The sequence below is a fragment of the Nocardioides alcanivorans genome (genome assembly GCF_021555175.1).
Classification (GTDB): domain Bacteria; phylum Actinomycetota; class Actinomycetes; order Propionibacteriales; family Nocardioidaceae; genus Nocardioides; species Nocardioides alcanivorans.
Genome location: NZ_JAKGRW010000016.1, coordinates 98179 through 116954, shown reverse-complemented (window position 1 = coordinate 116954; position 18776 = coordinate 98179). Strand labels below are relative to the sequence as shown.

Genomic DNA, 18776 nt, shown 5'->3' with positions numbered 1-18776 from the left:
GGTCAGGTCGTGGGGCGAACGCCACTCCTTCGCCGGCTTGTAGCCCTTGCCCGTGCACGGGAGCGGAGTCTGCGCCAGCTGGAGGTTCGTGTGCCCCCAGCCGTCACCCGGCGTACCCGTGAAGCCGGCCGCGACCGCGCGAGGGAACTCCACGAGAATCTGCTCGATGCCACTCAGGTGGGCCACCATCACACCGTTGGCGGTGACCATGTTGCCGAGCAGCACGGGAAGCGTGGGCTCGAGGTCCTTCAGCAGCTTGTGGACCTCACGCACCGCGGGCGGAGCGTCCTTGAGGACCGTGCGCAGGTCCTGGTCACTCTGCCTGAGGGCCTTCGTGAGGAGCTTCAGGTCGCGGGAGAAGGCACGGATGTTCTCGCTCTGCCCCTGCTGGCTCTTGAGCACGGTGTGGCCCTGCCGCAGCAGCTTGATCGTCTGCGGAGTGTGCTCCACGGCGACGTCCACGAAGTGCACGCCGTTCTCGATCAGCTTCGAGAGCGGCGCATCGGCATCACTGAACATGTCGCCGAGTTCCTTGAGCACCACGCTGGTGCTCTCCTTGTCGACCGACGACACGAACTCGTCCAGCTGCACGAGCAGGTCGTCCTCACCAACCGGCAGTGACGAGGCGTTGCCCGTGTAGGTGGTGCCCTGCTTCGCATAGGGCGGCTGGTTGGTGACGGGCTCGAAGTCGAGGTACTGCTCCCCCACCGCACTGAGGTTGTGCACGTGGATCGATGACTCGATCGGCAGCTTGGTGCCCTCCTTGAGAGCCAGGTCGACCTTGAGTCCGTCCTCGGTCGGTGACATCTTCGCCACCTTGCCGATCTTGACCCCGCGGTAGGTGACCGAGCTGCCCTCGTAGAGCCCGCCGGAGTCGGGCAGGGTGGCATGCACGGTGAACCCACGCCCCAGCACCTTGTCGACGACCCCGAGATAGTTGGCGGTGACGTAGACGATGCCCACGGCGCTGAGGATCACGAAGAGCATGAGCCGAACCCTGATGCCGCGAGTCATGACAAGGCCTTCCCGTAGAGGTCAGGACTGGGGTCCTCCGGAGCCGTCGACGTCAGCTCGCGGGCCAGGCCGCCCACCCCGAGCAGACCGGTCTCGGTGGTCGTCCCGTCGGTCTTCCCGGCCCGGTGGGAGGCGAGCCCCAGCAGACCGCTCAGATCCGGCAACGTCTTCACCAGGAGGCAGACGGGGTTGTTGGCCAGACCGGGCCCGTTGCACACCTGCTTGAGCTTCTTCACCAGGTCGAGGTCGGCCAGCACGGCCTGGCACTGCGCACCGAGCACGTTGAGGCTCGCGACGCACTTGCCGACCTTGTCCAGGGTCTCCCCGGGGTTGATCAGCGGCTCGCTGCCGATGAAGTTGTCCAGGCTCACGTCGAGCTTGATCTGCGCGTTGGCGTAGTCGCCCTTCACGATCTCGCGTGCCTCGTCCGGGAACGGGAAGCTGAGCATGAGGGACAGCCCCTCGGGCAACGTCTCGCCAGCTTCGTTCAGGCGCGTCAGGATCGGTTTGAGGTCGCCGAGGACGGCGAGCAGGTCGTCCTTGGACGCGCCGATCACGCGGGTGCCCACCTTGCCGAGGTTCTCCAGCTCCGTCAGCATCGTGACCAGGTTCCGCTGCTGGTCCCGCAGCACCCCGACAGCGGGCGCCATCGCATCGAGGGCGTCGCTGATCGTGTCACGCTCACTGTTGAGCGTGGTGCTCAGCCGATTCATCGACTCGAGGGCGTTGATGATGTCGACCTTCTGGTCGTCGAGCGTGCCGATGACGTCGTCGAGGGTGTTGAAGACCTTCTTGAGGTCGCCCTCGCGGCCGCTCATGAGCTCGTTGAGCTCGTGGGTGATGTTGCCGAGTTGAGCCACCCCACCACCGCTGAGAAGGAACGACAGCGCATCGAGCACCTCCTCGACCTCGGGGTTGCGCGAGGTCGCCTTCTGGTCGATGTGGGCCCCGTCGGCGAGCTGACCCCGTCCACCGTCCAGCGGCGTCTCGAGAGCGACGTACTTCTCCCCCAGGAGGCTGGTCTGACGGATCTCCGCCACTGCGTTGGCCGGCAGCACCACATCGTCACGCAGGTGCATGGTGACCTTGGCGCGCCAGCCGTCCCGCTCGACCTCGAGCACCTCGCCCACGGTCACGTCATCGACCATGACCGGAGACTTCGGCACCACGTTCATGACGTCCTCGAAGTCGGCCGTCACCTGATAGGCGTGGTCCTTGTCGACGGGCGACCCCGGCAGCGGCAGGTCGTAGAGGTCGCAGGCGGCGAGGAACATCGTGGCGAAGAGGGTCAGCACGACCGCACTCACCTGCCAGCGACGTGCACGGCGGCGGGCCATGTCAGCGACCTCCCATCAGGTCGGCCATGGTGGCTCCGGTGTCGCTGTCGTAGTCGTTGACATTGGGGCGAGCATCCGTGGTGGCCTGCTTCCTCTTCGCCGACTTCGTCTTCTTCGACGCCTTGCTCGACTGCGTGCCTGCGGTGGACTCCTCCTGGCCGGTGGTGCGCCCCAGGATGGGGCTGGTGATCGGTGTCAGGACCGACTCGAAGATCGCACAGGCAGTCTTGGTCAGCGCGTTGCTGATGTTGTCGCTCTGCGTGATCAGGGCACACAGGAAGCGATCGACGCGAGCGATGTTGCCCGCGAACGAGAACCGTGAGCCCTGAGTACCCGACCGGACGTCGAAGCCCGCGTTGAGGTTGGAGATGGCAGTGGGGCCGGCGAAGAGCGCTCGGTTGAGGCTCTCACGTTCCGTCGCGACCGACTTGATCACGGTCGTGAGCCGTTCGACGTTCTCCGAGAGCGCCTCTCGGTTGTCCTTCACGAAGCTCCGAACCGTCGACACCGCTCCAGCCACAGCGGCCAGCGCCTCCTGCAACTCCTGTCGCTCGTCGGCGAGATCACCCGAGACGTCGGCCAGGTCGGCGATGAACGCCGTCACGAGTTCGTCGTTGGCGGCCAGCGTCTCGGTGAAGGAGGCCAGGTTGTCGACCGTCTCGAAGAGGTCACCGCTGCTGGTGCCGAACGTCTCGGCTGCCTCGGCCAGGCTCTTGATCATCTTGTTGCCCTTGAGTCCCTTGCCGGCCAACTGCTCTGCCGCCACGGAAAGGACCCGGTTGAGCGTGCCGTCCTTGTTGACACCGTTGGGGCCGAGCGCCACGGAGAGGTCACGGAGGCTGCTGTAGATCTGGTCGAGCTCGACCGGGGTGCCGGTCTGGTCGTTGAGGATCTTGGCGCCGTCTGCCAGGACCGGACCCTCGGTGTGGACCGGGGTCAGCTGCACGAACCGGTCGGAGACGAGCGTCGGCGTGATGATCACGGCCTTGGCGTCGGCCGGCACGTCGAAGGAGGCGTCGTACTCCATCTCGACACGGACCGCAGAGCCGTCGGGGATCACTGCGGTGACCTCACCGACCTTCACCCCGAGGATCCGCACCTCGCTGCCCGGGTAGAGGGCAACGGCACGACTGAAGTAGGCCGTGGCGGTCTTGGTCTCCGCGTCCTCGTCGAGGACGAAGAACGCCACCGCCACCAGGGCAAGGACGGCAACGAGTGCCAGCAACTTGGCATTGACGAGGTTCATCATCAGCTCGTCCTCAGGTCGGAGAACTCGCCGTTGGCGATGTTGAGCAGGTTGACGACGTAGGCGTCGAACCACGGGCCGGTGCCGATCACGTCACCGAGGATGTCGGCATAGGGTCCGTAGGCACGCAGGGTGCGACGCAGTTGCTTGTCCTTGTTGTTGAGCAGCGTCAGCACCTGGTCGAGCTCCTTCATGGCGGGCCCGATCTCCGCCTGGTTGTCCTCCGCCACGCCCTTGAGCTCCTTGGCCATGGTCTTCGCGCTCACGAGGAGACGGTGCACGGACTCCTTGCGGTTGCTCAGCTCACGGAACACCGCCTGGCCGGCCTGCATGATCTCCATGAGGTCGACCTTGCGCTCGTCGAGGAGCTGCGTGAGGTCCTTGCTGCTGGCGAGCAGCGTCTTGAGCTCCGCGTCACGGCTGCTGACCGTCTCCGAGAGTCGCGTGATGCCGTCCAGGGCCCCCTCGAGCTCCGGACCCGACACTTCGACGACGTCGCCGATCGTGCTCAGTGCCTGGCTGAGGCGATCGGTCTCGATGCGCTCGGTCGTGTCGCTGAGGTCGCCGAGCACGTTGACGATGTCGTAGGCCGAGTTGGTGCGCTCCACCGGGATGGTGGCGTTCTCCTTCATCTGCCCAGGACCGGCCGGCACGAGCTCCAGGTACTTCTCCCCGAGCAGGTTGAGCACCTTGACCTCGGCGCGGCTCTCCGTGCCGAACTCCACGTCGCCGTCGACCTCGAAGTCGACGACGACCAGGCCGTCCTCGACGGACATGTCGTTGACCTTGCCGACGCGCATGCCGGCAACCTGCACCATGTTGCCCTTGCGCAGGCCGGAGGCGTCCTGGAACTGGGCCTTGTAGTCGGCGCCTGCCAGACCGGGGAACTTCTGGAGGTTGAAGGTGGCGGCGATGACCAGCAGGGCGACGACCAGGCTGATCGCGCCGTAGCGCATGACTTGGCGGTCGGTGTGTCCACGCATCACTGGCACCTCTTCGCGGTCGAGCGCAGCTGGACGTTGCTGATCGCCTTCTGGATCTCGTCGAGGAGCGGGACGTCGGAGAGGATCGGCAGCTTCACCGACAACCCCACCGAGCACAGGTAGTAGGCGTACCAGGATCCCATCGTGCCGGTACGGGTCTGGTCCTCCATGGACTCGGGCAGGGTCTCGAGGAGCTCCGAGAGGATCTTCTCGTTCTCCGGCCGGCTCAACGTCGTCGCCAGCCGGCGGAGCTCCCGGATGTCGTCCTTGAGCAGGGGGCGGCCCTTGTGCAGCAGGTCGGCCACCACTTCGGTGAGATTGGAGATGTGGTCGAGGGAGCCGCCGATCACCTTGCGGTCCTTGGCGAGGTCCTTCATCCAGCCCTTCAGGTCCAGCACCAGCGAGGTGAGCTCGTCGGAGCGCTCGTTGACGGTGTCGAGGGTCTGGCTGAGGTTGGTGACGACCTCACCGATCAGCTCGTCGCGGTCGGCCAGCGTGTTGGTCAGGGACGAGGTGTTCTCCAGGAGGCTGCGGATCGTGCCGCCCTCGCCCTGCAGGACCTGGATGATGTTCTCGGAGAGCTCGTTGACCTCCTCCGGGTTGAGCGCGCTGAAGAGCGGCTTGAACCCGTTGAACAGCACGTTGAGGTCGAGCGAGGGCTCGGTGCGCTCGATCGGGATCCGGTCACCGTCGTTGAGACGGTCCGCCGCGTCAGCGTCCGCACCGGGGAGAAGCGCGACGTAGCGCTCTCCCACGAGGTTCTTGAAGCGAATCTTGACCAAGGTCTGCTCGGTGACCGGCACGTCGTCGTTCACCTTGATGGTGACCAAGGCCTGCGACCGGTTGTGGTGCTCGACCCGTTTCACCTCACCGACCACGACACCAGCGACGCGGACGTCGTCGCCCTTCTCCAGCGAGGTCGCGCTCGAGAACACGGCTTCGTAGGTGCGGCCGCCGCCGAGACCCAGGCCCATGGCCGAGGCCAGGAAGCCCGTGACGACGAGGCTGGTCACGGTGAAGATGGCGAGCTTGACGGCCGCTGCCGTCGTGGTGCTGTTGCGGCTCACTGGGTCACCTCCTCGCCCTTGACCAGCGGGCCGTAGACGATGGCCGACGTCGCGGAGTACTCATCCACCGGTCGACCCGACCTGGCGGCCAGGAGCGAGTTGACGGCGTACTGCTCCGCCTCGGTGCCGGCGTACTGGTTGGAGGTCCGCAGGAACGAGTCGCCGCTGAGGATGCTGAACGGGTTGGTCTTGTCGATGCTGCCGTTGTCGCCGTTGCGGATCTCGAACTTGCCGATCGGGAACTCCGGGTTGGGCAGGCCGTGGCACAACGGCCCGCGACCGATCTCACCGTAGACCGGACGGTCCTCCTCCTTGTAGCCCTCCATCTGGGTGGCACCGAGCTCGGTGTACTGCTTCACGCGGTTGCCAGCGAACATGTCGTTGAGGTAGTCGTCGTACTTGGCCAGGCCGCGGAACAGGCACGGGAACTCCGGCGAGTAGACAGCGAGGAGATCGGTGATCGGCTCGGTCAGCTCCGTGGCCCTGATGAGGTTGCGCTCGTTGGCCTCCAACACCCGGGTGGAGGTCTGCGAGAGCCCGGTCAGGTCGTTGAGGAACGCCGCCAGGCTCTCCTTCTGGTCGACCAACGTGTTGGCGGTGACCGTCAGGTTGCCGAGGGTGGCGAGCAGGTCGGGTGCCGCGTCGGCGTAGGTCTGCGCCACGTCGGCCAGGAGCACCATGTCTTCGCGCAGCTGGGGCAGCTCTCCCTCGATGACGGAGAGATATCCCTCGACCTTCTCCATCGTCACACCCAGCACGTTGCCCTTGCCCTCGAGCGCGTTGGCCAAGCTGGTGAGGGCCCGGGAGAGGTCGGCCGGGCGGATGGAACGAAGGAGTGGGAACAGCTCCGAAAGGATCCGGTTCAGTTCGACATTGGTCTCCACCCGGTTGGACGGAATGACCTGGCCGTCCGACAACCGGCCGCTGGGAGCCTCCGGGCGGACGAGCGCGACGAACTTCTGTCCGAAGAGCGTCGTCGGCAGGATCTGGACGGAGATGTTCTCCGGAATCGTCTTCGCCGCATCGGGACGCAGCCCCAACTTGATCGAGGCCTCGTCGCCGTCCTGCTCGACGCTGCGGACCTGCCCCACGAGTGCGCCGTTGAGACGCACGTCGCCAAACTTCGCGAGTTGGAGACCAGCGCGGTCGGCCTTGATCGTCACCATCGTGACCGGCTCGAACACCTTTTGGTAGAAGGCGACCGAGATCGTCAGGAAGGCCGCGATCATGGCGATGAAGAGCACGCCGCACAGCAGCAGCTTGCGGTGCTCCGCAGGGCTGTCGTGGTGGATGTTGATCAGCATCGGCGACTCACCCCGTGATCCTCACTGTGGTGGTGGAACCCCAGATCGCGAAGCTCAGGAAGAAGTCGGCGACGACCACCCACACGATCGAGGTCCGGATCGCACGGCCCACGGCCACACCCACGCCTGCGGGCCCGCCGGAGGCGGAGTAGCCGTAGTAGCAGTGGATCAGGATGATCGAGACCGCCAGGAAGATCAGCTTGAAGAAGGACCACAAGATGTCGATGGGCGGCAGGAACTGCAAGAAGTAGTGGTCATAGGTGCCGGCGGACTGGCCATACATGTAGGTGGTGATGAGTCGGGGCGCGAGGTAGGACGCGGAGAGAGCCACGATGTAGAGCGGGATGACGGCAATGAAGGCGGCGATCATGCGGGTGGTCACCAGGAACGGCAGTGACGGCACGCCCATGACCTCGAGCGCGTCGATCTCCTCGGAGATCCGCATGGCGCCCAGGCGCGCGGTGTAACCGCAGCCCACCGTCGCCGCGAGGGCGATCGACGAGATGAGCGGCGCGACCTCGCGCGTGTTGAAGTAGGCGGAGATGAAGGCACTGAACTTCGCCACACCCAGCTGGTTGAGCGAGGCATACCCCTGAATGCCCACCTCGGTGCCGGCGAAGAAGGCGAGGAAGCCGATGACCCCGACGGTGCCCGCGATCACGCTGAGGCCCCCGCGCCCCAGGTCACCTCCGCGAGCGTGTTCCAGATCTCGCGGCGGTAGCGCTTGAGGGCGCGCGGCGTCCAGGCCAGCGCCTTGACGTAGAAGAGGAACTGGTCGCCGTACTGCTCAAGACTGTCGCGACGTGCCTTGATGACGGATGCTCCGACTGCGGTGAGGTTTGCCATCACATCCCCGGAGGTGGCACGAGCTGGAAGTAGACCAGCGTGATGACTGCGTTGATGAAGAACAGCATCATGAACGCGATGATGACCGACTCGTTGACCGCACGGCCCACGCCGAGCGGCCCGCCCCCGGCCGTGAGCCCCTTGTGGGCTCCGATGATCGCAGCGAGCCATCCGAAGACCGCAGCCTTGACCATGGCGATCCACAAGTCGTTGATGGAGGCGAGGGCAGTGAAGCTCGAGAGGAAGGCGCCTGCGGAGCCACCCTGGATGATCACCGTGAAGAAGTAGCCACCACCGATGCCGGCAGAGATCACCAGGCCGTTGATCATGATCGACACGAAGACGGTGGCGACGACGCGCGGAGCGACCAGACGCTCGAGCGGATCGATGCCGAGGACCTCCATCGCATCGATCTCCTCCCGGATCTTGCGGGCTCCGAGGTCGGAGCAGATCGCCGACCCGGCCGCGCCCGCGATGATCAGGGCGGCCGCGATCGGTGCGGCCTCCCGCACCACGGCCAGCACTGCCGTCGCGCCCGCGAAGGACTGGGCGCCGAGCTGGCCGGTCAGGTTCCCGACCTGGAGCGAGATGACGGCGCCGAACGGGATGGAGACGAGGATCGTGGGCAGGAGCGTCACGCTGGTGATGAACCAGGCCTGCTCGATGAACTCACGAGTCTGGAAGGGGCGGGTGAAGATCCGCTTCGTGACACCGACGACCATGACGGCCATCTCCCCCGGGCCCCGCAGGACCGAAGCCGCAGAAAACCCCACGCCGGATCACCTCCCTCATCGTGTCGGCGTTTGTTACCAGTGCGTCAAGTGATGCACGCCACGCGATATTAGAACGTGTTCTCGTTCTGTGCGCAACCATCTGGGACGACTGTCTTGCACAACGACCGGTTGACGGGGAGGTGACGACCGAATCAGGCTCGGATCACTTGGTGGCTTCAATCATCTGACGCAATTCCTTCTTCAGGTCGGAGACCTCGTCACGGAGTCGCGCCGCCACTTCGAACTGCAGATCGGCCGCGGCAGCATGCATCTGTTCGGTGAGCTGCTGCACCAGGTCGGCGAGCTCTGCCGAGGGCAGACCAGCGGTGTCGGCACGACCGTCGTCGGACATGCGCGACAGCCCCGGCACCGGGGCGATCGCCTTGCCACCCTTGCCCTTGCCCCACGTGGCCAGCAGCTCCTCCGTGGTCTCGTCCTCGCGTGCGAGCATGTCGGTGATGTCGGCGATGCGCTTGCGCAACGGCTGCGGATCGATGCCTCGCTCGGTGTTGTAGGCAACCTGGATCGCGCGGCGACGGTTGGTCTCGTCGATCGCCTCCTCCATCGAGGCAGTGATGCGGTCGGCGTACATCACGACCTGTCCGGACACGTTGCGCGCCGCACGGCCGATCGTCTGGATGAGGGACTTGGACGAACGCAGGAACCCCTCCTTGTCGGCGTCGAGGATGGCGACCAGCGACACCTCCGGCAGGTCGAGGCCCTCACGGAGGAGGTTGATGCCGACGAGGACGTCGTACTCCCCATACGGAGCTCGCGCAGCAGCTCGATGCGCCGCAGGGTGTCGACCTCGGAGTGCAGGTAGCGGGTCCGGACGCCGGCCTCCAGGAGGTAGTCGGTGAGGTCTTCGGACATCTTCTTGGTGAGCGTGGTGACCAGGACCCGTTCGTTCCTGGCGACCCGGTCCCTGATCTCGTGGATCAGGTCATCGATCTGGCCCTTGGTCGGTCGCACGATCACCTCGGGATCGATCAGGCCCGTCGGACGGATGATCTGCTCGACGACATCGGGAGCACCGCCACCGCTGCTCACCTTGTCGAGCTCGTAGTTGCCGGGGGTCGCGGAGAGATAGATCGTCTGCCCGATGCGCTCGAGGAACTCCTCCCAACGCAGCGGTCGGTTGTCCATGGCGCTGGGCAGCCGGAACCCGTGGTCGACGAGGTTGCGCTTGCGGGACATGTCGCCTTCGTACATGCCGCCGATCTGGGGCACTGCCACGTGGGACTCGTCGATCACCAGGACGAAGTCCTCGGGGAAGTAGTCGAGCAGCGTGTTGGGGGCCGTGCCGCGCTCGCGGCCGTCCATGTGCATGGAGTAGTTCTCGATGCCCGAGCAGGAGCCCACCTGCCGCATCATCTCGATGTCGTAGGTGGTGCGCATGCGGAGGCGTTGGGCCTCGAGCAGCTTGCCCTGCCTCTCGAAGTCGGCCAGCTGGTCGACCAGCTCCGCCTCGATCCCGGCGATGGCACGCTCCATGCGCTCGGGGCCCGCAACGTAGTGGGTGGCCGGGAAGACGTGGAGCTCACTGTCCTCGGTGATGACCTCGCCCGTGATCGGGTGCAGCGTCATCAGGCGCTCGACCTCGTCTCCGAAGAACTCGACCCGGACGGCGAGCTCCTCGTAGACCGGGAAGATCTCCAACGTGTCGCCGCGCACCCGGAAGGTGCCGCGCGTGAAGCTGAGGTCGTTGCGCGTGTATTGGATGTCGACGAGGCGCCGCAACACGTCGTCGCGCTCGATCTCGTCGCCCACCTTGAGCTTGAGCATGCGATCGACGTATTCCTGCGGGGTTCCCAGACCGTAGATGCACGACACCGTCGAGACGACGATGACGTCGCGCCGGGTGAGCAGGGAGTTGGTGGCCGAGTGGCGCAGCCGCTCGACCTCCTCGTTGATCGAGGAGTCCTTCTCGATGTAGGTGTCGGTCTGAGGCACGTAGGCCTCGGGCTGGTAGTAGTCGTAGTAGCTGACGAAGTACTCGACCGCGTTCTCCGGGAAGAGATGGCGCAGCTCGTTGGCGAACTGAGCCGCCAGGGTCTTGTTGGGCTGCAGCACCAGCATCGGTCGCTGGATCTGCTCGGCGACCCAGGCGACCGTCGCGGTCTTGCCCGTGCCCGTTGCGCCCAGCAGCACGATGTCGGAGACGCCGTCGTGGATCCGTCTGGAGATCTCCGCGATGGCGGTCGGCTGGTCGCCGGACGGCTGGTAGTCGGAGACAACCTTGAAGGGTGCCACTCGGCGTTCGAGGTCGGTCACGGGGCGCATGGTGGTCAGCCTACGAGCACGTCCCGACACAACATGCTTGGATTGGGTCGTGCTCAGGAGTCTGGCCCCGCGCTCGCGGGTGTTCCCCGTCGTACGCCGCACCCTGCTCACGGTGTTCGGCGTGCAGATCCTGCTCGCCCTCGGCCTGACCCTGGTCGACTCCTATCGACGTCGCAACCGCAAGCCGAAACCGTTCCCGACCTCGGGTCCCGCCACCGCCGAGGTGGGAGACGGCACGATCACGACCTACACCTACGGTCAGGACCTCTACGACGACATGTTGAAGGCCATCGAGGGCGCCCGCAAGCAGGTGCTCCTCGAGACCTACATCTGGAAGGGCGACGAGGTCGGCGAGCAGTTCAAGCAGGCGCTCATCGATGCCGCGAGCCGCGGGGTCGACGTCCACATCATCTATGACTCCTTCGCCAACCTGGTGGTGGATCCGCGGTTCAAGCGGTTCCCGCCCCAGCTGAAGGTGCTCCCCTACCCCGTCTACAACGCGGGGCTGCGCTTCTTCGACATCAGCCGCTACGGCCGCAACCACCGCAAGATCCTGATCGTGGACGAGGAGGTCGCCTTCGTCGGCGGCTACAACATCGGCACCGCATATGCCACGGAGTGGCGCGACACCCACATCAGGATCACCGGCCATGGGGTGTGGGACCTCAAGCGCGCCTTCGCCGACTTCTGGAACCTCAACCGGCGCAAGCGCTTCCGCCGCAGTGAACGACCGCTGCTGTTGGAGACCGCCTCCGACTGGGAGCCGCGGATCCGGTTGCACCGCAACGTGCCGCGGTTGTGGATGTTCCCCATCCGCGGCATGTATCTCGAGGCGATCAACCGGGCCACCCGCAACATCTGGCTGACCCACGCCTACTTCATCCCCGACCAGGACTTCGTCGACGCGATGGTGGCAGCGGCGAGGCGCGGGGTCGACGTACGACTGCTGCTGCCGCGCAAGTCCAACCACATCGTGGCCGACTGGATCTCGCGTGGGTACTTCAGCCAACTCCTCGACGCAGGCATCCGGGTCTTCCGTTTCCGCGACGCGATGGTGCACGCGAAGACCGCCACGATCGACGGCAACTGGACCACCGTCGGCACCGCCAACGTCGACCGGTTGTCGATGACGGGCAACTACGAGATCAACGTGGAGATCATCGACCCGGGCATGGCCCAGGTGATGGAGCGGATCTTCGAGCTGGACCTGACGAACAGCGTGGAGCTCACGAGCGGCGAGTGGGAGTCGCGTGACATCTACCGACGCTTCACCGAGGCCGTGCTGACCCCGTTGCGCCCACTCCTGTGAGTCAGCGCGGCCGGTCGGGCACCACCCGCAACGTCTGCAACGCGGTGGCCAGCATCCGGTAGTGACCGACCAGCATCACCAACTCGATGCGGGTGCGTTCGTCGAGGTGCTCGGCCATCAGGCCCCAGGTCTCGTCGCTCAGGTCGTGGCGCTCGAGGAGCTCATCAGTGACCGCGACGAGCATCCCGTCGCGCGCTCCCCATGCATACGTCGACCCGTCGCCCACGTCGCCCAGGGCAGCGAGCTCGGGTGGGGTGAGGCCCGCCTTCTCCCCCATCGTGGCGTGCTGCGCCCACTCGTAGTCGGAGCCCGCGCGGGCCGCCACCCGGAGGATGACGAGCTCGGTCTCCCGCCGCGGAAGCCTGCCCCCGGGCATCAGACGACCGGCGAAGTGGAGCCAACCCCAGAAGAGGCGGCGGTTGCGGCCCAGGGTCAGGAACACGCCCGGGGGCTCGGTGCCCGCGACCCGGCCCGCGACCCTGGAGAAGAGCCAGACGAAGGGGCCGACCTGCCGGAGGCCGCCCCGGGAGATCCGCGCGGTGGAGCTCACGTCGCGGCCTCCCGCCGCGCCTTCTCGACCTCGGGGAGCGCCTTGTTGGCCCCCAGTTCAACAGCCGCATGATCGCGTCGTAACCGGGCGGGAAGTAGCGCTGGAGCAGGTGCGCCAGCCTGATGTCGGTCGACGTGTAGACCCAGAAGCGGTTGCGCCGCACCCTCGCCACAGGGACTCCGCCGCCTGTTCGGGGGTGACCGCGTGCCCCTTGAAGCGATCGCGTGCCTTCAGGAACCGCGGGGTCGAGGTGTCGACGCCGGCGATCACGATCGTGTCGGTGAGCCCGGTGTCCACGCCGCCGGGACACACGAGGCTGACCCCGATCCGGTGGCGACGCAGGTCGAAGCGGAGCACCTCCGAGACACCGCGGAGGCCGAACTTGCTGGCCGAGTAGGCGGCGTGCCACGGCATGCCGATGATGCCGGCCGCGGAGGAGACGTTGACCAGGTGCCCGCCGCGACCGGCATCGATCATCGGTGGCACCAACTCCTCGATCACGTGGATCGGACCCATGAGGTTCACGTCGACCAGGCTGCGCCACTGCTCGTGCTCGAGGGAGCGGGGCGTGCCCCACATGGAGATGCCCGCGACGTTGGCGAGGACGTCCATGGCGCCGTACTCCCGGGTGAGTCGCCTCGCGAGCTCGGCGACGGCAGCATGGTCGCTGATGTCGCAGGCGTCCACGAGCCCGACCCTGCCACCGAGCCCACGGATCGCCTCCGCCGTCGCTGCCAACGGCTCGGCGTTGCGGTCGGTCAGGTGCAGCACGGCGCCCTCCCGGGCCGCCTGGAGAGCCGTGGCGCGACCGATGCCGCTGGCGGCCCCCGTCACGAAGACCTGCTTGTCGGAGAGGTCCCTGACCCCACGACGCTTCAACAATTCGCTCACTCCTTGCCTGTGATCAGTGCGGCAGCGCCGGCGGCGCGTGGTTGGCACCGCGCCACGGCGCACCGTCCCCGCATTGACCGTCCAGGTCGGGAGCCTGTCGGTCGACATGGGTGGGGTTGCGCCGCTGCGAGCCGTAGTCGCATGTCTTCTGGCCATTGAGGTTGGCGGTCACGTTCATGTAGCCGTTGCGCATCACGCTGGCGAAACGCCCCAGTCCGTAGGGCACCATCTCCAGGGTGGCCTGCAGGGCGGGCGCGTGCCGAGCCAGCAGCAGCCCGAACTCGTTGACCTGGTCGAGGAAGTCCGGGAGACGCCGGTCGAGGTCGGAGACCAGCGTGTTGAAGTGCACCAGGTCCCTCGGCACCTGGGTCAGGAGGGTGCGCACCGTCGGGTCCCAGGCGACGTACCAGGTGCCGATCCGAGCGGCAGCTGCCGCAAACCCCAGCAGCTGCTCCCGGTTGTCGACGAAGATCTGGAGGCTGGTCCTCCCGTTCTCGAGGAACCGTTCGAGAGTCGGCAGGCTCGTGTCGACCGTCTCGAGCAACAGCTCGGTGTTGTCGACGAGCTGGCGGAGATCCTCAGAGCTCCCCTCGAAGGCGATGTTGACCTCCTTGAGCACCGTGCGGACCTTGTCGGGGTCGACCTGCCGGAGCGCCGACTGCAATCCGGAGACCATCTTGGCGATGGAGACCGGGAGGTCCTCAGCCGTGGCGGTGACGCGGTCACCATCGGCGAGGAAGGGACCACCGGACGAGGCCGGCCGGAAGTCGACGTACTGCTCCCCGACCGGAGAGAGGCTCCGGACCTTGGCCGCGGAGTCCTCGGGCACCTCCACTCCGGGATCCAGCCGCACGGTGACGTCGATGCCCTCGGTGGTCCTGCTGAGCTCGATCCTCGTGACCCGGCCGACCTCGACGCCTCGATAGGTCGCCGCTGATCCTTCGAAGAGGCCCCCGTACGCGGCATGCTGACGGTGATCTCGGGTCGCTCCTTGCCGATCGGCGCCTTCAGGATCCAGCCGAGGATCAGGGCGACGCAGACGAAGAAGACTCCGGCGAGCACGATCGCGCCGAGGACGAGCTTGCGCAGCGACGCCTGGGCCGCAGCCTTGTTCTTCATCGACTCGCCCCCGGATCGTCGCCGGTGCCGAACAGGGTCTCTGCAGACAGCGAGAGCACCAGCATCAGGTTGAGGTAGTCGGTGGGAACGGCGTTGTCGAGGGCCGGCGCCAACTTCTGGATCTCCAACAGCGAGGTCTTCGCCTTCGCCTTGCTCCCCACGATGGCCGCCACGACGGGTTCCAGCTCCCTGAGCGTCCTGGTCAGGTCGGAGCGGGTGGCCGTGACCAACCCGTCGACGGTCTCGCTCATGGACTCGATCTGGGTGAGCAGGGCCGTGACCTGCGGGGTGTTGCGAGCCAGGACCCGCGCCGCAGGTGCGGCGATCTCGATGGCCTCGTTGATCTCGTCCTCCCGCTCGTTGAGCAGGCGTGAGGTCCGGGCGAGCGCTCGCAGCAGGTGGTCGAGGTCTTCCCTGCCGTCATTGAGGCTGGTGAGCAGGTCGTTGGCCCCGTGCAGGAGGCTGCGAACCGTGTCGGTACGGCCGTTGAGGGAGTCGTTGACCTCGCTGACGATCGTCTTGATCTGGCTCAGCGAACCGCCGTTGATCAGCAGGGAGGCCGCGGCCAGCCCGTCCTCGACGGTCGGCGCACCGCGGGTGTCCGCGATCGGGATGACGGCGCCCGGCTCGATCGCCTCCGCGCCCTCGCCTCGCAGCACCTCGACGAAGAGCTCGCCCAGCGCGGTCGTGGGACGCAGTCGGAAGACGGTGCCCTCCGGCAGTTGCGTCCTGCCGTCGATGACCAGCTCGACCTTGGCCTGGAAGTTCTCGGTCGACACGTCCTTCACCTTGCCGACCTTGGCCCCGTCGATCTTCACGGTGGCGCCGTTGGCCAGGTTGAGGGCGTCCGGGAAGAGGACGGTGAGCTCATAGCCGTCCTCGATCCCGCTGCGCGACGGAATGTTCTCGGCGTTGAGGGCCGAGCACCCACTGACCCCCAGGGCCAACGCGAGGGCCGCGCCGATCATCGTGTGCATCCGCGCCATCACCCACCACCTCCGAGCAGGATCTCGAGGATCTCCTCGAGGTTCAGGTCGGGCCCGAGGACGTCGCACAGCCCCGTCGGCAGCAACGTGCACAGCCCGTTGACCACGTCCGCCCCGGGCAGGATCGTGAGGAAGGGCAGCTTGACGTCGAGTCGCCCCTTGTCGTTGATGGCGCGCCCCAGGTTCTCCATGGCAACCGGCATCACCCGCAATCCTTCGGAGAAGGACTCCTCGTGGCGCAGGAAGCGAGCAGAGAGGTCCTCGATGCGGGTCGCCGTGCTCCCGAGCAACTTCTCGTTGCGCTTCACGAAGACGCCGAGCAGGCGGATGGTCTCGGCGATGCTCTCGCTGGCATCGGTCAGGTTCTGCTTCTCGTCGTCGATCAGCGCCGTCGCCTGCGAGACGTTGTCGATGAACTCGCGAGCCACCACCTGGTTGGCAGCGATCTCCCGGGTCAGCACATCGAGGTTCTCGAGCGCGTTGACGAAGCTGTCGCTGTGCTCGGCGAAGACGCCGGTGCCGGTGACGAGGTTGGTGATCGTGTCACGCACCACTTGTCCGTTGCCGTCGAAGAGCTTCGCCGTGCGGTTGATGAGGCGCTTGATCGGGACGCCGTCCTTGCCCTGACCGTTGAGGCCCTCGGCCAAGGTGTCGATGGCGCCGAGCACCTCGTCCCACTCCACCGGTGTCCGGGTGCGGGAGGGCTCGATGACTGCGCCGTCCTTCATCGTCGGTCCCTCGGACCAGACCGGAGTCAGCTCGACGTAGCGGTCGGTCGCCATCGAACGCGACACCACCACGGCGCCGGCATCCTCGGGCACCTTGACGTCGCTGTCGACCTCGAGCGTCACCAGCACGTGGTCGCCCTTGGGCTCGATGGACGTCACCTCACCCACCGGCACCCCGAGCACCCCCACGTCGTTGCCGACGAAGAGCCCGGAAGACGTCTCCAGCTCGACCTTGAGCGTGTAGGTGTCGTCGCCGAGGAGACCGCACCCGGCCATCCCCAGTGGGAGCACCATGCAAGCCGCGACGGCTGCCGCGGCGCGACGCATCCAGGTGACACTCATCGGCAGTTCCCCTCCTGCAGGCATCGGACCCCGTCGGGTGTCGCCTCCGGCATGTACTGGTCGAGCCAGGAGCCTGCGCCGGTCGCGTTGGCGAAGTAGCGGGCCGTGGGTCCGAGCAACTCGGCGACCTGGCCGAGGATCTCGTGGTTGTCGGTGAAGAGGTCGATCGTGTCGTTGAGGGCGTTCAGCATCGGGCCGACCTTGCCGCGGTTGTCCTCGAAGAGCGTGGTCAGCTCCTCACCCAGCGACTTCAAGTCGACCAGCATCGCGTGGAGGTCCTGACGCCTGGCCAGCAGTGCGGTCATCAAGATGTTGGACTGTCGCATCAGCCCGGTGATGTCCTCGGTGTTGGCCGCCAGCTGGTCGCTGAACGTGCTGGTCGACTCGAGCAGGGTGCCGATGTCCTCGGAGTGGCGGGCCAACACCTTCGAGAGCTCCGAGATGCCCTCGAGTGCGGGCAGGAACTCCTCGCTGCTGGCGCTGAGGGTCCGCGCCACCTCGTTGAGCGACGTACTGATCAGGTCGACGTCCAGCTCCGCGGCAAGGTCGCCGGTCTCGTTGATCACGTCCTGGAGGTTGAACGGGACCCTCGTCTGGGCCAGCGGCACACGCTCGTCGTCGAGCTCACCGCCCCCTGTGGATTGATCAGCAGGAAGTGGGTTCCCAGCAGCGTGGCCACCTTGACCTCGGCGGTCGTGTCCCGTCCGAGGCGGATGTCGTTGTCGACGGTGAACTCGACGATGACGGACTTGCCGTCCAACTCGATCTTGGTGACGTCGCCCACGCCGACGCCGGCCACCTGGACCTCTTCCCCCACCCGCAACCCGGCGGTGTGCTCGAGCTCGGCGGTGTAGGTGTTCTTCCCGAACGGGAAGGTGGACGTCGCCGCGATCAACCCGGCGACCAGCGCCAGCACCGCGACGCCGATCACGCCCACCCGGCGGTATCCAGCCGGAGTCTTTGCGATCTTCACGAGCACGCCTCCGAGTGGAGCCCGTTCGGGCTGCCGATCCACACGGGCTTCTCGCCGATCAGCCTGAGCCCGAGTGAGCAGTTGTAGACCTGCAGATGACTTCCGTAGGACATCGAGCGGACGAAGGCCCCCACCATCAGGGGCAGGACGTCGAGCGCATCGGTGATCACCGGCGTACCGCGCCTGACGGTGTCTCCCAGCTCCCGGATCCGAGCAATGCTCGCCGACACCGACGGGCGCAGGTCCCCGATGAGCTCGGTGGTGGCGTCGAGGTTGCCCCGGATGCCGCTGAGCGCCCCGAAGAACTCGTCACTTCCTTCGTTGAGTCCGCGCATCAGCCTGCGGAGCTCCACCAGTGCCGTGTCGAACTGCTCGGAGTTGCTGGCGAGGTTGTCGACCACCGGCGCCAGGTTGGAGACCACCTCGTCGAAGACCTCGTCACGATCAGCGAGGAAGGTCGTGAAGTCAGCGGTCTGGGAGAGCAGGAGCTCGACACTGCCGGACTCCCCTGCAGGACGGAGACGATGTTCTCGGCCAGCGTGTTCATGTCGTCCGGTGAGAGCACGTTGAAGAGCGGCTCGAACCCGTTGAGCAGGGCCGTCAGGTCGAAGCCCGGGCTGGTCCGACCGATCCTGATGGTCTCGCCGTCCTTCAGCTTGGTCCCCGGCTTGTTGCCCGGGGTCAGGGCGAGGTACTTCTGGCCCAGCAGGTTCTGGTAGCGCATCGTCACGTGGGTGGTGTCGCTGATCGCCTGGTCCTTCTGGACCCGCATGGTCACCCGGGCTCGACGCGTCCCGTCGGCCTCATAGGTCTCGACCTTCTCCACCCGGCCGACCTTCACCCCGGAGATGCGTACGTCGTCGCCCTGTCTCAGGCCACTGACGTTCTCGAACTCTGCCTTGAGGGTGTGCTGGTCTCCCCCGACGTCGTTGGTCATCGTGTTGTAGAGCGCGATGAAACCCAGGATGGCGACGAGGGCGAAGATGCCGAACTTGACGGCGATCGCCTTGACCCCCTTCTCCATG

Annotated in this window: 17 protein-coding genes and 2 pseudogenes; 1 reads left to right on the top strand and 18 read right to left on the bottom strand. The window is 66.3% G+C overall.

Features of this window, described 5'->3' with window-relative positions:
• The 9 genes and pseudogenes from L1066_RS09920 to uvrB form a co-directional block, all read right to left on the bottom strand.
• On the bottom strand, positions 1–1014 hold a 1014-nt coding region (locus L1066_RS09920; protein ID WP_235736171.1), incomplete at its 3' end, for an MlaD family protein.
• On the bottom strand, positions 1011–2351 hold the full coding sequence (locus L1066_RS09915) for an MCE family protein (RefSeq protein ID WP_235736170.1): 1341 nt from the start codon (positions 2349–2351) through the stop codon (positions 1011–1013). The genes L1066_RS09915 and L1066_RS09920, both read right to left, overlap by 4 nt.
• A 1-nt stretch (position 2352) precedes the next feature.
• Positions 2353–3600 carry an MCE family protein gene (locus L1066_RS09910; protein ID WP_235736169.1) on the bottom strand — a complete coding sequence of 416 codons (1248 nt, stop codon included), beginning with the start codon at positions 3598–3600 and terminating at the stop codon, positions 2353–2355.
• Complete coding sequence (locus L1066_RS09905) at positions 3600–4580, bottom strand: MCE family protein (protein ID WP_235736168.1); 981 nt, start codon at positions 4578–4580, stop codon at positions 3600–3602. Before L1066_RS09905 ends, L1066_RS09910 begins: the two co-directional genes overlap by 1 nt.
• Positions 4580–5647 carry an MCE family protein gene (locus L1066_RS09900; RefSeq protein WP_235736167.1) on the bottom strand — a complete coding sequence of 356 codons (1068 nt, stop codon included), beginning with the start codon at positions 5645–5647 and terminating at the stop codon, positions 4580–4582. The genes L1066_RS09905 and L1066_RS09900 overlap by 1 nt, the downstream gene beginning before the upstream one ends.
• Positions 5644–6951, bottom strand: coding sequence for an MCE family protein (locus L1066_RS09895; protein WP_235736166.1), 1308 nt, complete (start codon positions 6949–6951; stop codon positions 5644–5646). Before L1066_RS09895 ends, L1066_RS09900 begins: the two co-directional genes overlap by 4 nt.
• Positions 6952–6958: 7 nt before the next feature.
• Positions 6959–7797: pseudogene (locus L1066_RS09890) on the bottom strand (MlaE family ABC transporter permease).
• Positions 7797–8570 carry an MlaE family ABC transporter permease gene (locus L1066_RS09885; protein WP_446499902.1) on the bottom strand — a complete coding sequence of 258 codons (774 nt, stop codon included), beginning with the start codon at positions 8568–8570 and terminating at the stop codon, positions 7797–7799. The pseudogene L1066_RS09890 and the gene L1066_RS09885 overlap by 1 nt, the downstream one beginning before the upstream one ends.
• A 163-nt stretch (positions 8571–8733) precedes the next feature.
• Positions 8734–10853 (bottom strand): annotated as a pseudogene (uvrB, locus tag L1066_RS09880) (excinuclease ABC subunit UvrB).
• 49 nt (positions 10854–10902) lie between these two features.
• Between uvrB and L1066_RS09875 the strand changes: the two are divergent.
• Entirely contained in the window at positions 10903–12162 is a 1260-nt protein-coding gene (locus L1066_RS09875; protein ID WP_235736165.1) for a phospholipase D-like domain-containing protein, read from the top strand.
• Between the two features lies 1 nt (position 12163).
• Here the strand turns inward: L1066_RS09875 and L1066_RS09870 are convergent, their stop codons facing one another.
• The 9 genes from L1066_RS09870 to L1066_RS09830 form a co-directional block, all read right to left on the bottom strand.
• Complete coding sequence (locus L1066_RS09870; RefSeq protein WP_235736164.1) at positions 12164–12712, bottom strand: carboxymuconolactone decarboxylase family protein; 549 nt, start codon at positions 12710–12712, stop codon at positions 12164–12166.
• A gap of 57 nt (positions 12713–12769) precedes the next feature.
• Positions 12770–13603: an SDR family oxidoreductase gene (locus L1066_RS09865; RefSeq protein ID WP_235736163.1), complete on the bottom strand. Its 834-nt coding sequence runs from the start codon at positions 13601–13603 to the stop codon at positions 12770–12772.
• Positions 13604–13616: 13 nt separating this feature from the next.
• Positions 13617–14621 carry an MlaD family protein gene (locus L1066_RS09860; protein ID WP_235736178.1) on the bottom strand — a complete coding sequence of 335 codons (1005 nt, stop codon included), beginning with the start codon at positions 14619–14621 and terminating at the stop codon, positions 13617–13619.
• A gap of 97 nt (positions 14622–14718) precedes the next feature.
• Complete coding sequence (locus tag L1066_RS09855) at positions 14719–15708, bottom strand: MCE family protein (RefSeq protein WP_235736162.1); 990 nt, start codon at positions 15706–15708, stop codon at positions 14719–14721.
• The gene (locus L1066_RS09850; RefSeq protein WP_235736161.1) at positions 15708–16778 is read right to left on the bottom strand and encodes an MCE family protein; all 1071 of its coding nucleotides are present in this window, start codon (positions 16776–16778) and stop codon (positions 15708–15710) included. Before L1066_RS09850 ends, L1066_RS09855 begins: the two co-directional genes overlap by 1 nt.
• Positions 16775–17344, bottom strand: coding sequence for an MCE family protein (locus tag L1066_RS09845; RefSeq protein WP_235736160.1), 570 nt, complete (start codon positions 17342–17344; stop codon positions 16775–16777). The genes L1066_RS09850 and L1066_RS09845 overlap by 4 nt, the downstream gene beginning before the upstream one ends.
• Complete coding sequence (locus L1066_RS25905) at positions 17341–17751, bottom strand: MlaD family protein (RefSeq protein ID WP_235736159.1); 411 nt, start codon at positions 17749–17751, stop codon at positions 17341–17343. Before L1066_RS25905 ends, L1066_RS09845 begins: the two co-directional genes overlap by 4 nt.
• Positions 17748–18152 carry an Mce/MlaD family protein gene (locus L1066_RS09835; protein ID WP_235736158.1) on the bottom strand — a complete coding sequence of 135 codons (405 nt, stop codon included), beginning with the start codon at positions 18150–18152 and terminating at the stop codon, positions 17748–17750. Before L1066_RS09835 ends, L1066_RS25905 begins: the two co-directional genes overlap by 4 nt.
• The gene (locus L1066_RS09830; RefSeq protein WP_235736157.1) at positions 18086–18775 is read right to left on the bottom strand and encodes an MlaD family protein; all 690 of its coding nucleotides are present in this window, start codon (positions 18773–18775) and stop codon (positions 18086–18088) included. Before L1066_RS09830 ends, L1066_RS09835 begins: the two co-directional genes overlap by 67 nt.
• Between the last annotated feature and the right edge of the window lies 1 nt (position 18776).